Origin of the sequence: Variovorax guangxiensis, assembly GCF_003952165.1 — a bacterium.
GTDB classification, from domain to species: Bacteria; Pseudomonadota; Gammaproteobacteria; order Burkholderiales; family Burkholderiaceae_C; genus Variovorax; species Variovorax guangxiensis.
On sequence record NZ_RXFT01000015.1, the window covers coordinates 1 to 15,870 of the forward strand.

General features: G+C 68.7%; 10 protein-coding genes and 1 pseudogene. 4 read left to right on the forward strand and 7 right to left on the reverse strand.

Annotated elements, in window-relative coordinates; translation table 11 throughout:
- On the forward strand, positions 1 to 4,323 hold a 4,323-nt coding region (locus tag EJP67_RS26910), incomplete at its 5' end, for a non-ribosomal peptide synthetase (protein ID WP_126024806.1).
- 90 nt (positions 4,324 to 4,413) lie between these two features.
- Here the strand turns inward: EJP67_RS26910 and EJP67_RS26915 are convergent.
- From EJP67_RS26915 to fhuF, 7 genes and pseudogenes are all read right to left on the reverse strand, one after another.
- Positions 4,414 to 6,852, reverse strand: coding sequence for a TonB-dependent siderophore receptor (locus EJP67_RS26915; protein ID WP_126024807.1), 2,439 nt, complete (start codon positions 6,850 to 6,852; stop codon positions 4,414 to 4,416).
- Positions 6,853 to 7,019: 167 nt separating this feature from the next.
- Positions 7,020 to 8,063, reverse strand: coding sequence for a FecR family protein (locus EJP67_RS26920; protein WP_240650795.1), 1,044 nt, complete (start codon positions 8,061 to 8,063; stop codon positions 7,020 to 7,022).
- An 8-nt stretch (positions 8,064 to 8,071) separates the two neighbouring features.
- Positions 8,072 to 8,695: an RNA polymerase sigma factor gene (locus EJP67_RS26925; RefSeq protein ID WP_126024808.1), complete on the reverse strand. Its 624-nt coding sequence runs from the start codon at positions 8,693 to 8,695 to the stop codon at positions 8,072 to 8,074.
- A gap of 196 nt (positions 8,696 to 8,891) precedes the next feature.
- The gene (locus EJP67_RS26930) at positions 8,892 to 10,211 is read right to left on the reverse strand and encodes a lysine N(6)-hydroxylase/L-ornithine N(5)-oxygenase family protein (RefSeq protein ID WP_126024809.1); all 1,320 of its coding nucleotides are present in this window, start codon (positions 10,209 to 10,211) and stop codon (positions 8,892 to 8,894) included.
- Positions 10,198 to 10,890: a GNAT family N-acetyltransferase gene (locus EJP67_RS34235; RefSeq protein WP_420824284.1), complete on the reverse strand. Its 693-nt coding sequence runs from the start codon at positions 10,888 to 10,890 to the stop codon at positions 10,198 to 10,200. The genes EJP67_RS26930 and EJP67_RS34235 overlap by 14 nt, the downstream gene beginning before the upstream one ends.
- A 423-nt stretch (positions 10,891 to 11,313) precedes the next feature.
- Positions 11,314 to 12,279 (reverse strand): annotated as a pseudogene (locus tag EJP67_RS34240) (alpha/beta hydrolase); the annotation flags it as partial.
- Between the two features lie 68 nt (positions 12,280 to 12,347).
- A complete protein-coding gene (gene fhuF, locus EJP67_RS26940; protein WP_126024810.1) occupies positions 12,348 to 13,106 on the reverse strand; it encodes a siderophore-iron reductase FhuF in 759 nt (252 codons plus the stop codon).
- 185 nt (positions 13,107 to 13,291) lie between these two features.
- Here fhuF and EJP67_RS26945 point away from each other — a divergent pair, with 185 nt between their 5' ends.
- The 3 genes from EJP67_RS26945 to EJP67_RS26955 all read left to right on the forward strand — a co-directional run bounded on the left by EJP67_RS26945 (position 13,292) and on the right by EJP67_RS26955 (position 15,870).
- Positions 13,292 to 13,531 carry a hypothetical protein gene (locus EJP67_RS26945; RefSeq protein ID WP_126024811.1) on the forward strand — a complete coding sequence of 80 codons (240 nt, stop codon included), beginning with the start codon at positions 13,292 to 13,294 and terminating at the stop codon, positions 13,529 to 13,531.
- A gap of 60 nt (positions 13,532 to 13,591) precedes the next feature.
- The gene (locus EJP67_RS26950) at positions 13,592 to 15,271 is read left to right on the forward strand and encodes a cyclic peptide export ABC transporter (protein ID WP_126024812.1); all 1,680 of its coding nucleotides are present in this window, start codon (positions 13,592 to 13,594) and stop codon (positions 15,269 to 15,271) included.
- 95 nt (positions 15,272 to 15,366) lie between these two features.
- Positions 15,367 to 15,870, forward strand: a complete 504-nt coding sequence (locus EJP67_RS26955) for a Fur family transcriptional regulator (protein ID WP_165909712.1) — start codon at positions 15,367 to 15,369, stop codon at positions 15,868 to 15,870.

A 15,870-nucleotide genomic window follows, 5' to 3' on the forward strand; every position in this document is an offset into this window, starting at 1 on the left:
AGTGCGTGGCAGCAGGTGGTGCAGCGCCATGACGTGCTGCGCACGGGCTTCCTGAGCATGGCCCAGCCTCCGCTTCAGTGGGTGGCCAGGCAGGTGGAACTGCCGATGGCCGTGCACGACTGGCGCGGGCGAGCCGACCAGGCGCAGGCGATCGAGGCGCTGGCACTGGAGCAGCAGGCCGCCTTCGACCTTGCGGCGCCGCCGCTGATGCGGCTTGCCGCGATCCGCATCGACGACCAGCGCCATCGCTTCATCTGGAGCTGTCACCACCTGCTGCTGGACGGCTGGAGCATGTCTCGCCTGTTCGGCGAGGTGCTGCAGGCCTACGACGGCGTGGCGACGGAAGAGCCGGCGTGCAGCTACCGCGACTACATCGCCTGGCTGGCCGCGCGTCCGGCGAAGGAGGGCGAGGCCTACTGGCGCGGCCGGCTGCAGAAGATCGATGCGCCGACGCTGCTCGGCACGGCTCTCGAGCCGCCAGCCAACGGCGAAGGCCACGGCGAAGTCGGTGCCGCGCTGGATGCGGCAGGCACGCAGGCCCTGCAGGCCTTCGCCCGCCGCGAGCGCGTGACGCTGAACACGCTCGTGCAGGGCGCATGGTCGCTGCTGCTGTCGCGCTACGCCGCACAGCAAACGGTCGTCTTCGGTGCCACGGTGGCGGGCCGGCCCGCGGGGCTGGTGGGGGCCGACCGGATGCTGGGCCTCTTCATCAACACGCTGCCCGTGGTCGTCGACGCCGCGCCGGCGCAGCGGCTGGGGGACTGGCTGCGCGAACTGCAGGCGCAGAACCTGGCCTCGCGCGAGCACGAGTACACGCCGCTGCACGAGATCCAGCGCTGGGCCGGGCAGGGCGGCGGACAGGGGCTGTTCGACAGCATCGTCGTGTTCGAGAACTACCCGATCGACCAGACGCTCGCCGGCCGCGCGGACCAGGGCCTGAAGTTCGAGCAGGCCGAGTCGGTCGACGTCACCCACTATCCGATGGACGTGGAAGTCCACTTGGGCGAGGTGCTGACGATCAAGCTCAAGTATCTGCGCGAGCGATTCAAGGAAGCGGACGTGCAGGCCCTCTCGCAGCAGCTCTTCGGCCTGATGGACAGGATGAGCCAGGACAGCTCGCAGGCGTTGCGCGACCTCGACACGCTGACCTCGGCGCAGCAGTCCGAGATCGCGCGCCTGGGCCGCAGCGGGCGCCACGGTTTCCTGCGCACGCCGGTGCACCAGCTCATCGAGCAGCAGGCGCGCCTGCAGCCCGAGGCGATCGCGCTGCTGATGGGCGATGCCGAGCTGAGCTATGCGGATCTCAATGCACGCGCGAATCGCCTGGCGCACGCGCTGATCGAGCGCGGCGTGCGTGGCAATGCGGTCGTTGCGGTGTCGCTGCAGCGTTCGCTGGAGACCATCGTCGCGCTGCTCGCCGTGCTCAAGGCTGGCGCCGCGTACCTGCCGCTCGACCCTGACTATCCGCAGGACCGCCTGCATTTCATGTGCAAGGACAGCGGTGCGCGGCTGATGCTCACGCAGCGCGCCGTGCTGCCGCGCCTGCCCTCGATGGCCGACACGCTGGTGCTGGACGAAGCGGAGCTGGCCGGCTGGCCCGCTCACGATCCGGAGGTCGCGGTTCATCAGGACCAGCTGGCCTACGTGATCTACACCTCCGGCTCGACGGGCCAGCCCAAGGGCGTGGCGGTGTCGCACGGGCCGCTCAGCATGCATTGCCAGGCCACGGCGGAGATCTACGGCATGGTGGCGCGCTCCTGCGAGCTGCACTTCATGTCCTTCTCGTTCGACGGGGCCCATGAGCGATGGCTGACGGCGCTCACCGTGGGCGCGAGCCTGGCGCTGCGCGACAACGAGCTGTGGACGGCGGAGCAGACCTGCGACGCGCTGTATCGCTACGGCGTGACCAACGCGGCTTTCCCGCCGGCCTACCTGAGCCAGTTGGCCGACTGGGCGCAGGCGCTGGGCGAGGCACCTCCGGTGGAGCTGTACGTGTTCGGCGGCGAGGCGATGCCCCGGGCCGCCTACGACAAGGTGCGCCAGTCGCTGCGGCCGCGCACGCTCATCAACGGCTACGGGCCGACGGAAACCGTGGTCACGCCGCTGATCTGGAAGACCAGCGCGGACCGTGGCTTCGAGGAGGCCTATGCGCCCATCGGGCGGCCGGTGGGCGAACGCACGGTCCATGTGCTCGATGCGCAGCTGCGGCCGGTTGCGCGCGGCAGCGTCGGCGAGCTTTACATCGGCGGCTACGGCCTGGCGCGCGGCTATCTGGGGCGCAGCGCACTGACGGCGGAGCGCTTCGTCGCCGACCCCTTCGACAACACGGGCAGCGGCGGCCGCCTGTACCGCACCGGCGACCTGGTGCGGTGGCGCGAGGACGGAAACATCGCCTACATCGGGCGCGCCGACCAGCAGGTGAAGATCCGCGGCTTCCGCATCGAGCTGGGCGAGATCGAAGCGCAGCTGCGCGAGGTTCCGGGCGTACTGGAGGCCGCGGTGCAGCTGCACGAAGGGCCCTCGGGCCGACAGCTCGTCGGCTACATCGCGCCCATGCCGAGCGGGCCGCGCTCGCAGCTGTCGCAACAGGCCCTGCAGCAACTGCGCCGGCGCCTGCCGGAGCACATGGTGCCCGCGCACCTGATCGTGCTGGATGCGCTGCCGCGGCTGATCAGCGGCAAGCTGGACCGCCACGCGTTGCCCGAGCCGGGTGTGGACGCGCAGCGCGAGATCAAGGCGCCGCGCAACGACAGGGAGCGCAGGCTCGCCGCCATCTGGGCCGAGGTGCTGGGCGTGGAGTCGGTGGGCATCTCGGACAACTTCTTCGAGCTGGGTGGCGACTCGATCCTGAGCCTGCAGGTGATCTCCAAGGTGCGGCAGGCCGATCTGGGGTTCCAGCTGCGCCTGCGCGACCTGATGCGCCATCCGACCATCGAGGCGCTGGTGGAGCAGCTTGCCGATGCCGCGCTCGTGCAGCCGACAGAGCCGGCACAGGCCGTGGTCGAGGCACAGGGCACGCTGCCGCTCACTCCGATCCAGGCCTGGTTCTTCGACACGCCCATTCCGCGGCGCCATCACTTCAACCAGGCGCTGATGCTGGAGGCGGCGAAGCCGCTGGACGAATCGTTGCTGCTGAACGCGCTCGATGCCCTGGCAGCACATCACGACGCGCTGCGGCTGCGTTTCGAACAGCAGGCCGACGGACGCTGGCAGCAGCGCTACAGCGCGCAAGCCGAGCCGCGCGACCTGCTGTGGAGCCGCGAGGTCGCCGATGCGCAGGAGATCAGCCTGGTGGCGGACGCGGCGCAGCGCAGCCTCGATTTGTACAAGGGGCCGGCGTGGCGCGTGGTGCACATGCGCCATGCGGACGGCAGCGCGCGGTTGCTGCTGGTGGTGCATCACCTGGTGGTCGACGGCGTGTCGTGGCGCGTGCTGCTGGAAGACCTGCAGGCGGTCTACGGGCAACTCAGCGAAGGCCGCGCGGTGCAGCTGCCCGGCAAGATGGCCTCCTTCAAGGCCTGGGCCGAGCATCTCCAGGCCCTGGCGCAGGGGACGGAACTGGACGATGAACTTGCCTACTGGCAGACGCAGCTGCAGCCGGTGGTCGACATTCCGAGGGACCGGCCGATCGACGCGCTGGTCGATCGCGACGCGCTGACGCAGCGCATGCGCCTGGACAGCGACCGCACGGCCCAGCTGTTGCGCGTGGCGCCCTCGGCGTACGGCACGTCCATCGACGATCTGCTGCTGGCGGCGCTGTCGAGGACGGTCTGGCGCTGGAGCGGCGAGTCGGAGACGCTGGTCCAGCTGGAAGGCCACGGGCGCGAGGCCGATGCCGCAGGGCTCGACCTGAGCCGCACGCTGGGCTGGTTCACGAGTGTCTATCCGGTGCGGCTGCGCCAGGGCAGTTCGCCAGTCGAGTCGCTGATTCTCTCGACGAAGCAGCAGCGCATGGACGTGCCGCATCGCGGCATCGGGCATGGCGTGCTCAAGCACCTGCGGCCGCAGGGTGCCTCGCTGGGTCCGGCACAGGCGCGCATCACATTCAACTACCTGGGTCAGTTCGACCGCAGCCTGGGCGGGGACGATGCGATGTTCAAGCCGGCAGTGGAGCATCCGGGGCCGGTCCACGACGAGGAGGCTCCGCTGGCCAACTGGCTGGAGATCGCCGGCAACGTGTACGAAGGGCAGCTTTCGATGAGCTGGATTTTCAGCCGGGCGATGTACGACGAGGCGACGGTGGAGAAGCTGATCGGCTTCTACCGCGAGGCGCTGGAGGAGATCGTCGACCACTGCGTCGCGGTGGCGCAGGCTGGCCGGTAGGCGCAAGGCAGGCAACAAAAAAGGCCGGCTCCCGAAACGGGGCCGGCCTTTTTGCTGGCACCGGCTGGCGCCGGCGCTGCGTGACAGCAATCAGAGCTTGTAGGTGAGCTTCAGCCAGACGTTGCGCGGGCGGCCGTAGGTGTAGCCGTTGTAGCCGCCGAGCCCGCTGTAATAACGCTTGTCGGTCAGGTTCTCGATGTTGAGCGAGGCGCTCAGCTTCTTGTCGAACTCGTAGCGCGCCATCAGGCCGATGAGCGTGAGGCCACCCTGCGTCGCACGGCCGAGACCGGAAGCCTCGTCGTAATAGATGCTGCTCTGGTAGCTCACGCTGCCGCCGACGGTGAGCTTGCTCCAATCGCCCGGCAGGCGGTAGCTGGTGCTGACGCGGAACAGGCGGTTGGGATAAGTCGGGTCGAGGAGCACGCCGTCGTTGTCGCGCTTGGCGTGGTAGGTATAGCCTGCCTGCATCTGCCAGCCGGGTGCCAGCTCGCCCGAAGCGGTCAGCTCGAAGCCCTTGCCACGTGCGCCGGGAACCGCGCGGTAGGGAATGCTTCCGTCGGGCAGCAGGCCGGCGCTGGTGTCTTCCACCGGCACATTGCTCTGCTTGGTGCGGAAGACCGCGAAGCTGGTGTTGAGCTTGCCGCCGAAGTGCTCGCCCTTGATGCCGATCTCGTAGTTCTTGCCGCGCTGCGGCGAGATCACTTTGTTGGCGCTGTCGCGTTCGGTGTTCGGAAGGAAGATGTCGGTGTAACTGCCGTACACCGAGAACTCCTTGCTCAGGTCGTACACGATGCCGGCATAGGGCGTGATGACGCCGCTCTCGTGCGAGCCCGGGTTCCGGGTCAGCGTGCCCGCCACTTGGTTGCGGTTCAGCGAGTCGTTCTTGTACCAGGTGCCCCGCGCGCCAATGATCACCGACAGCGGGTCCGCCAGGCGCAGGCGGGTCGACGCATAGATCGCCTTCTCGGTCGTCTGGCCGGACAGGGTGTAAGACTTGTAGGGGAAGTACGTGACCGCCGGGAAGGACTGCAGCGTGTAGAAGTTCAGCGGCCGGGTGTCGAAGGCGGTGGACGCCGCCAGGTTGGTGTCGATGGAATAGTCGTAGTCGTTGTAGCTCAGCCCGAGGACGGCCTCGTGCTTGCGCCCGAAGGCCTCGAAGGGGCCGCGCAGGTGGGCGTCGAACGATGTATTTTTCGAGGTCGCGGGGTTGTCCCGGATGTCGATGGTGGATTCGCCTGTGGCGTCGACGGGGTAGAAGGTGTTGAGGTCGCCCGAGGCCCGCTTGCGCTTGGCCTTCAGATAGCTCGCATCGAGCTTCAGGCGCCAGCCGCCGCCCAGCTGCTGGTCGAGGTTGGCGAAGATCTTGTCCGAATACATGTTCCAGTAGCTCCAGGGCGCGCTGGAGTTGAAGGAGCGCGGCAGGTTCGTGCGCGTGCCGTCGCTGAAGAAGAGCGGAGCCTGACCGTAGTTGGCACCGTCTGTCGCGGTCTTCTGGTGTTCGATGCCGACGGCCAGCGTCGTGGTGGGGGAAAGGTCGGCTTCGAGAATGCCGTAGAGCACGTCTTCCGAGGTTTTCTTCGATTCGATGAAGCTGTTGCCAGCGGTGCGGGAGGCCACGAACCGGCCGCGCAGCGTTCCCGCGGCATTGAGCGGGCCGCCCACGTCGACTTCGCCGTTGTAGCGGTTCCAGGAACCGAGGCCGCCGGTCACGTGGCCCGAGAACTCCGTGGTCGGGCGCTTGCGCACCAGGTTGATCGCGCCGCCGGGCGAGCCCACGCCATTGAGCAGGCCGGCCGAGCCGCGGAGCACTTCGACTCGGTCGTAGATGGCGGTGCTGAGCATGCTGGCCTCGCCGGCCACGGAGTTGAAGCCGAAGGTGGGAACGCCATCGATCATGGTGCCCAGCGCGAAGCCGCGGGACGTGAACTGCACCCGTTCGTCGAGCCGGTCGGCCACGATCCCCGGGGTCTGGCGCAGCACGTCGTCGAGCGTGACCAGGTTCTGGTCTTCGATCTGCTGGCGGCCGATCACGCTCACGGACTGCGGGGTCTCGCGCAGGGACAGGTCCATGCGCGTGGAGGTCGAAGCGGAGCGGGCTGCGTAGGAGCCCGTGCCTTCGGTGGTGCCGTCGGCCGTGGCCTGGACTGTCACCGGTGGCAGCGAGGTGCCGGCCGTGGCGGTCGAAGCGCGCTGGATCGTGACCTGCGAGGCGCCGTTGCGGACCGCGACGAGGCCGCTGCTGGCGAGCAGCCGGTCCAGCGCCTGCTGCAGCGTCAGCCTGCCGGATACCGCGGGCGCGCTGATGCCCGTCACCATGTCGCCGGCAGCGAACACCTGCGCACCCGTCTGCCGCGACAGTTCGTTCAGTGCCGCCGCCAGCGGCTGCGCGGGCACGCGGATGTCGAAGGTCGGCGCGGCCGCCTGTTCGGACACCTGGGCGGAAGCAAGGCTGCTCCAGCTGACGAAGATGGTTCCGAAGGCGGCGGCGAGTGCGGCGCTCAGAAGGCGATGGCGAGGCGAAGAACGCATGGGTCAGGGCTCCAGGTCAAGTAAATGCGACGTATTCGTACTTTTGGACGCCATGGCTCGCAAAAACAGCAGCCTTGGCGTTTCTCAAAGTAAGACGTTTGAACTCGCCAAACAGAGACACACTGTTCGGTCCCGGGCACGCCGCGAGGCTGGTGCTGCCTCTTTTTTCAGCGCTTGCGCAGTTCCACGCTGCCGTCAGGGTGGGAGTCGGCGATCACCGGGAGGATCGTCGGCAGCACTTCGACCAGACCCACGGAGTCATTGGTGCGGAAGCGGCCGGACAGGCGCATGGCGTCGATGCGCGCGTCGGCGCTGACGATGGGGCGGATTCGGTAGCTGTTGACCGCCGCGAGGGCCTCGCTCAGCGGCGTGTTGTCGAATACCAGCCAGCCGTCTCGCCACGCCGAGAGGGCGCGGGTGTCGGACTGCCGCACGGCATCGGCGTGGCCGTCCAGCACTTCGACGAGTTCGCCGGCGTGCAGGTCGATGACCTCCGCGGACGGTATGGATGCCTCGGCGTTCTGGCGGGCACGCACCTGCACGCGGACATGCCCCTGCTCCACCCCCACGGTGACCGGCCCGCCGCGGTCGCGCACGGTGAAGACGGTGCCGACGACCTCGATGACAGCATCGCGTGTGCGCACCCGAAAGGGGCGCTGTGAGTCGTGCGCGACTTCGAAGCGCACCTCGCCGCGTGCCATGTCGACGATCCGCTGCCCGCGGTACAGCGTGACCTCGATGGCGCTCTGGGGCGCGATGTCGAGCTGGCTGCCCGATGCGTCGGCGGCGCCGTCGGGCAGCGTCACCTTCAGCATCTGCGCGGTGCGGGTGTTGTAGGCGGAGCGAAATACGGGCTGCTGCCAGTACCACTGCACGCCACGGCCCGCGACGAGGCCGCCGCCCACCAGCCCCACGATGGAAAGCAGCAGCTTTCGGCGCTGGGGCGAACGGGCGGAGGCTGCCGCAGCGGCCGCCGCCATGCCTGCGGCCGGTGTGTCGAAGTGCGCGCGCAGGTCGTCGGCCATGCCGCCGAGCATGTCCCAGCGGCGTCGCGCTTCGAGCAGCGCCGCGGCGTGCTCGGGCGATCTGTTGCGCCACTGGTTCATGGCCGCGCGGGCGTTCTGCGCGGCTTCCCCCGGCGCGACCTCGCCTTCCACGATCAGCGCGAGCGCGCGCTCGATCAGCCGTTCGCGCGGTGCGCCCATTGCCATGCCGCCGCTCACGAGAAGTCTTCGGCCAGCGCGGCGTCGAAGCCCGCGCGGCTTTGAACGTGCGGCGGTTCGATCAGCTCGGTGCGCAGCTCGGCGAACACCCGCGAGCAGTCGATGGTGGCGCGAAGCAGGTGCTTGGCCACGGCCATCTCTGTGATGTCGAGCTGCTGCGCGATCTCGGCGCGCGTGTGGCCGTAGGCCCGGAACAACAGGAACACTTCGCGCCGCCGGGGCGGAAGCTTCTCCATGGTCTCGACCACCCGCGCCAGCACGCGCTGCTGCGCCAGGAGGAATTCGCTGGAGGGCGCCACGAGGCTGGAGCCGATGGTGGCGTGCGAGCCCACCCATTCCTGGGCCACCTTGCGGCGGCGCGCCTCGTCGATGCAGAGATTGCGCGCCACGCGAAAGAGCAGGGCGCGAGGCGACTCGATGCCGCCGCTGCCGCTGTCCTTCGCGTCATCGGGCGAAATGTCGATGCGCGCGGCGCCGGGCGCCTTCGTCGCCTGCGCGTAGACGCGCTCGAAGCTCGACTGCGCGATGTCCGCCGCGTAATGGGGGTCCCTCAGGTCGCGAGTGAGCTGTCGGCGCAAGTCCGCATAGTGAGCTACAAGTTCCTGGACGAGGTCGCGCATCCGGCAGCCTTCTCGCAAGCATCGACGATGGGCCCCGGAACCGGACGCCCGTCATGCCCGCGAGATCGCCGCCTCCTTCAGGAAGCAACGAGATGGCGGCGATGGCTTTGCGTTTCGGTGACCCCGGGGGATGGGGTTAATAAGAACTATTCTTATTAAGTGTATCACCGAGTCATCGAGCCGCATCTTTCCGATATCAGATGACAGCAGTGGCGCGCGACACGCGTTCCGCCGCCTGCGCCTGCGCCTGCTGCTGCAGCGGGCGCGGGTTCGCGTTCAGCAGCGCTTGACCGATCTCGTCCGAGCGGATCGCCGTGACCGACAGCAGCGTGTCGCTCAGCCCGTGGCTGGTCTCGCAGGCACCCTGCAGGAAGATGCCCGGCTTGAGCTCCGGCGTGCCCTGCAGCCGGTAGTGGCGGTCCACCGTGAAGTCGCCCAGGTAGGACGCGAGCGGATCGAGCAGCGTCCGGTGCGCGTCGCGCGCGTAGCCCGTGGCGAGGATCACCACGTCGTAGGCCTGGTTGCCGCGCTCCCCGCTGTTGAGGTCGTGCAGCGACAGGTGGACGCCGTCCGCCGCGGCGCGCACCGCGGTCACCTCGTGGCGGCGCAGGAAGCTGTGGCGCGCCACGCCCGCCACGCGCTGGCGGTAGAACACGTTGAAGATCTGCTGGATCAGCTCCAGGTCGGGCGCCGCGTAGTTGGTGTGCCAGAACTCCTCCAGCAGCTCGGCGCGCTCGGGCCCGGAGCGGTTGAAAACGAAGTCGGTGAAGTCGGCGTTGAAGATCTCGTTGACGAAGGGGCTGTCGTCCGAGGGCTTGATCGAACGCGCCCGCATGATCAGGTCGACCGCCGGCTTGTTCGGATGGCTTTGCAGGTCCATGAAGATCTCCGCCGCGCTCTGGCCTGCGCCGACGATGGCGATGCGCTTCGCGTCGGGGTGTTTCGCGATCGCCTCCAGGTAGCTGCTCGAATGGAACACGCGCACGTCGTCCCTGAAGGGCTGGAAGCGCGCCGGAATGTTCGGCACGCCGCCCACGCTCACTACCAGGTTGCGTGCCAGCCGCTCGCGCACCGTGCCATCGGCCTGGCGCGAGCGCACGCGCAGCATCTGCACCTCGGTACCGCGCATCTCGGGCACCACTTCGAACACGGCCTCGCCGTAGGCGCAGCGATCCTCGAATTGCGCCGCGGCCCAGCCCAGGTAATCGTTGAACTCGTGGCGGCTCGGGAAGAAGGTCTTGAGGTTGACGAAGTCCTGCAGGCGCTGCTTCTCGTGCAGGTAGTTCAAAAAGGTGAAGCGGCTCGCGGGGTTGCGCAGCGTCGCCAGGTCCTTGATGAAGGAGATCTGCATGTGCGCGTTGTCCAGCAGCATGTTCTTGTGCCAGACGAAGCCCGGCTGCTTCTCGATGAACAGCGCGTCCACGAACTGGCCGTGGTGGCGCTTCTCGTCGAGGGCGATCGCCAGGGCGATGTTGGACGGGCCGAAGCCGACGCCGATCAGGTCATGGATTTGCATATGAGGGGTCCTCGGTGGGATGTTCGGCGCGCTCGGCCGAAGTTGGCGAAATGGTCGACTCCCCTTGGGGAATCCAGAGAGCCTCGCCGAAGAAGCGTTCGCGCAGCAGCATGCCCAGCATGGCCCGCTTGTGCGGAAAGTCGAACTCCTTCACGTGCGCATAGCCACAGCGGCCCAGGCTCTTGATCATCTTGTGGTTGTCCGCGCGCGGCTCGATCACGATGCGCTGCGTGCGGCAGTCGTCCAGGAAGAGGTAGTGCGACACCGACGGCATCCACGCCGTGAGGAAGGGCTTGCCGCGAAAGCGCTCCTCGCCGATCAGGGCGTGCCAGCCGCGGTCGTGGTCGCCTGCGTCGTAGAAGGGCGCGATGCGGTCTTCCTTGGCCCAGTACACCTCGAAGTAGCCGAAGGCTTCGCCGTCGAGCCGGCCGATCAGCCCCGTGACGCGCGGGTCGGCCGCGATGGCGTCCAGGTACGCGCGATGCTTCGCGAGATCGCCCTGTTCTTCCCAGAAGTGCGCGACCACGGGATCGTTCATCCAGCGGTTGAAGGCGGGGAGGTCGCGTTCGATGTCGACGGTGTCGAGCGTCAGCGTCTGCGACAGCCACGGAATGTGGCGCTGGTAGACCGTGCCGACGGGCTTGGCGGGCCGCAGCGGATGCCGCTTGCCCTGGCTCATCACATGGCGCTGCGCGAAGGGCTCGCGCGGATTGCGCTGCCACACGAGCGGCAATTGCCAGAAGGTCTCGCGCACCACGCTCGGCAATTGCCCGTCGGCAAGGTCGACCGCCCCTGCGCCGACCAGCCGGGCAATGCACGGCGACGGCACCTGCAACGGCAGCGCCTTGCATTCCGGATGGCGCACGAAGACGGCTTCGATGGCCGCCAGCAGATGGGTTTCCTCAGGCTCCGTGCCCGCGTCGAGCGGCCATTCCAGACGCAACGTGCCGGCCTGCTCGCGCAGCGTCCAGCGGCTGGTCCGCTCGCTGCCGCCTTGCGGGCCGACCGAAAGCTTCGCCGCGTCGAGCCGCACTTCGAGCGGCTGGCCGTCGGGGTGCGCGTGGAAGACCCATGCGCCGATGGCCGAAGGCGTGGTGGCGGCCGCGGCGGCTGCCGGCGCCGGCCGACGGAAGGCCTCGGCCAGTACCTGCGCGAGCGAGCCGCGCAGCGCATCGGCTTCGTCCACCACCTGGCTCAGCCGCGCGAAGTCATGGACCATGCCCTCGTGCACGGCCAGGTGCGTGCGCACGCCGGCCTCCTGCAGGCGCGCGGCGTAGGCCCTGCCTTCGTCCACCAGCGGGTCGTATTCCGCCAGCACGAGGTGCGCGGGCGCGAGGCCGCAGAGATCCTTCGCGGCGAGCGGGGCGAAGCGCCAGTCGAGGCGGTCTTCGTCGCTGCGCAGGTAGTGGCCGAACATCCATTGCAGCGTGCGCTGCTCGAGCAGGTGCCCCTTGGCGTAGCGCCGGTGCGAGTCGCTGTCCTGCCGGATGCTGGTGCAGGGATACAGCAGCAGCTGCAGCAGCGGCTGCGGGCGCCCGGCATCGCGCGCGGCGATCGTCAGCGCCGTGGCCAGCGTGCCGCCGACGCTGTCGCCGCCGAAGGCCACGCGGGAGGTGTCCAGGCCGAGCGAGCCGCCGTGCACCGCGAGCCACTGGGCGGCATCTTCGGCATCGTGGAAGGCGGTCGGAAACTTGTGCTCGGGCGCGAGGCGGTAGTCGACCGCCAGCACCGCGCACGCGGCGTTTTTTGCCAGCGTGCGGCACAGGGCGTCGTGCGAGTCCAGCCCGCCGACGACATAGCCGCCGCCGTGAAAGTAGAGCAGGGTGGGCAGCGGCGCACCCGTGGCTGCGCCGCGATACAGCCGCGCGCGCAGTGGCGCGCCGTCGCGGGCGCGCAAGCCGATGTCCTCCACGGGCAGGTCGGGGCCCACGCCGTCGAGCGCCAGCGTCGACTGGTCGTAACTGGCGCGCGCCTGCGCGGGCGACATGTCGCACATCGGGGGGCGTCCGTCCTCCTCGGCGATGGCGGCAAGTTCGAGGAAGGCTTCCAGGTCGGGATGCAGTGGCATGGTGGATTTCGCGGTTGCATCCATGAACGGATGCTTATCTGCAAAAGACGCACGGCGCGGCTGTTTGTTTAGGCGCGGTCCCGCGCCTTGCGGAACTCCGGCGCCAGCGGACACGCACCGCAGTAGCCCTCTTCGGGCAGCAGGTAATAAAGACAGCACTGCCGGTGCAGCGTGACCGGGACCGGCGTGCCGGACTGCATTCGCACGACCTTGCGCTGCACCGCGAACAACGGGTTGTCGGCGCAGCCCCAGCGCGGCTGGTGCAGCAGGTGGTCCAGGTCCTTCGCGATGGAGGGAGCGTGGCCGCTGAGCAGCAGGCCCTGCTGGAGTACTGGCTCCAGGTAGCGCGCGGCATTGCCCCACAAGATCTTGGGCGCGATGCGCGTGAGCCGGGTCAGCTGCGCGAAGAGCGGCCCGAGGTGCTCGAAGAGCAGCACCGCATAGCGCACTGCGGTGTCGGTGCCGGGGCGCGCGTGCCCTTCGTGCGTGATGTGAAAGCGCTGCGGCACGGCGCCGTCTTCGAAGCTGATCCACGCCCGCTCCGGCGCCATCGGAAATTCATGCTGAAGCAGGCTGGCCGCCGCGGCCACCGGGGGCAGCAGGGCATTCAGGTAGTGCATGCTCCAGGCCGAGGCCACCGGCCGCAGGTCGGGCCTGCGCACACGGCGGTGACGGGCGTGCTGCTGCAGCAGCGCGGCAAGAAGCTCCGGCCTGGCGATCAGCTCGGCCACCTGCACGGCGCCCGCGGGCGGCTGCGGCGCGCAGGCCAGCCTTTCGCCGTAGACGGCCCACTCGCCTCTGAAGATTGGTGCCAGCAGGGGAATCATCGGAAGAAAAGACAGGGCGTGGCCGCGCAAGTCGTGCTCATCCAACAGGAGACGGACGAGCCGCCCGAAGGTTTAGTGCGGCGCAATAGTTCACGAAATTGCGACGTGGAGATGACATGCGCTAAACATCCGACGGCGGGTCGCGTCTATCCACGCATCCACAGCAGTCCAGGCGTCCAGATGCGATGAACTCCCGTCACCACGTTCCTTCCGATCCGGCTTTCAGCGAGGCCTGGCGGCTCTTTCGCGAGCTGCACGATGCGCCGTCGCTCGAGCGCGCGGAGAAGCTGGTCCTGTGGCTGGGGCGCGATGCCCGGCACGTGCGCGCGCTCGACGATGCCCTGACCCTGTGGGCCCTGGCCGGCGCGGTCATGGTCGGGTCCGCGCCCGGCGACGAGCCGTGCCAGAAGCCGACCTTGCAGTAAGCAGCAAGCGGCGGGCCGGCCGCCGGCTAAACATTCCGGCCGCCGCAGCGTCATACCGGCATGCAAACCCAACCCGCCAGCGCCAAGGCCACCGATCTGCTCCGGCTGCTGAAACCCTTCGCTCCCTGGATCCTGCTCTCGGCCGTTACCGGCATCGCCGCCGGCGCAGCCACCGTGTCGCTGCTGGCGACCATCAACGAGGTGCTCAGCCGGCCCGGCGGCATGGCCGGCGGGCTGCTCCTGACCTTCATCGCGCTGTGCGTGGTGGCGCTGGTCGGCCGCGCGCTCTCGGACATGTCGAACAACGTCGTGGGCCAGCGGCTGGTCGCCCAGGTGCGAAAAGACCTGGCCCTGAGGATTCTCGCGGCGCCCATCGACGCACTGGAGCGCTACCGCATGCACCGCCTGATGCCCGTTCTCACGCAGGACGTGGACATGATCAGCGACGTGGCCTTCATGCTGGCCGCCACCATGATCTCGCTGGCCATCGCGCTGGGCTGCCTCGGCTACCTCGCGTGGCTGTCGCCGGCGCTGTTCGGCCTGCTGGTGGTGGCCATGCTGATCGGTGTGGCCATCCAGAGCTGGGCCCACGGGCGCGGCATCGCGGGCTTCTTCCAGTCGCGCGAAAAGGAAGAGCTCCTGCACAAGGCCTATCGCGGCATCAGCGAGGGCGCCAAGGAGCTGCGCATGCACCGTGCCCGCCGCGCCAGGGTGTACGAGGGGCAGATCGCCCAGACCGTCGATGCGATCCGCGACATCAACCGCCGCGCGATCAACACCTTCGTGCTCGCCACCTCCTTCGGTTCGGCGCTGTTCTTCCTGCTGATCGCGTTGATACTCGGCTGGGCCGCGTGGCGCACGACCGATCCCGTGGTGCTCAGCGGCTTCGTGCTGGTGCTGCTGTTCATCAAGGGGCCCATCGACCAGATCGTGGGCGCGCTTCCGCACCTGGGCCGCGCCAAGGTGGCCTTCGGGCGCATCGCCGACCTGTCGGCGCGCTTCGCCACGCCGGAGCCGCACCTGCACCTCGACTCGCCGCCTGCCTCGCCGCCACTGCGCGACGCCATCGAGCTGCGCGGCGTGCGCTACGCCTTCGATGCGCCCGAGGGCGGCGACGCCTTCGTGCTCGGCCCCGTCGACCTGTGCATCGGCCGCAGCGAGATCGTCTTCATCGTCGGCGACAACGGCTCGGGCAAGACCACGCTCATCAAGCTGCTGCTGGGCCTGTACGCGCCGCAGCAGGGTGAAGTGGTGCTCGACGGCAGGCCCGTCACGCCCGAGACGCGCGACGACTACCGCCAGCTCTTCACCACCGTGTTCTCCGACTTCTACCTGTTCGAGGACCTTGTCGCGGGCGAGGAAGGCGGCCACCAGGCGTTGCCCGAGACCGCGCTGCCCTACCTGCAGCGGCTGGAAATCGCACACAAGGTTTCGGTGAAGGACGGCGCCTTCAGCACCACCGACCTGTCGACCGGCCAGCGCAAGCGGCTCGCGCTGGTGCACGCCTACCTCGAAGGCCGCCCGGTGCTGGTGTTCGACGAATGGGCGGCCGACCAGGACCCGACCTTCCGCCATCTCTTCTACACAGAGCTGCTGCCCGAGCTGCGCGCCAAGGGGCACTCGCTGGTCGTCATCTCGCACGACGACCGCTACTTCCACGTGGCCGACCGCATCGTGCAGATGAAGGCCGGGCGCGTCGCGCAGGTCACGGCCACGCCGGCGCAGGGCCTGGCGGCCTGAGCGCAGTCAGACAAGGCAGATCAGGGGCGGACGAGCCAGTGGCAGTTTCGGCAGCAATGCAGTACGCGGCGGCGCCCGCGAACGAGGGTTTCTCTGTGCAACTGCGCAGCATGGGCATACGGCCCACGGTCATCCGCCTGTGCGTGCTGCAGACGCTGGCCGAGAGCGGTTCCGAGTGGCTGGGCGGCGAAGAAGTGTTCCGCCGCATGCTCGCGCGCGGCACCGCCACCGGTCTTGCCAGCGTCTACCGCGTGATCAAGGAGCTGGAGCAGGCCGGCCTCATCCAGCGCGAATGGGAGCGCAGCCTGGGCGGCGTGCGCGCGGTGCATCGCCTGCGGCGGCCGCAGGCGCTCGAAGTCACCGTGCGGCTGAGCTGCGGCGGCTGCAACGCCAGCGTCGAGGTGGTCGACGAGGCGCTGCACCAGGGGCTGATGCGCGCGGCGCAGGCGCATGGCCTCAGCGCCGGTGGACCGGTCACGGTGCATCTGGGTTGCATGAAGGCGGACTGCGCGCGCTGCGACAACGCACTGCCGGCCGCGACCAGCATGCAGAGGGCGGACACGGCGCGGGCCGCGTCCGTCAAGCTCCAGGTCCGATAG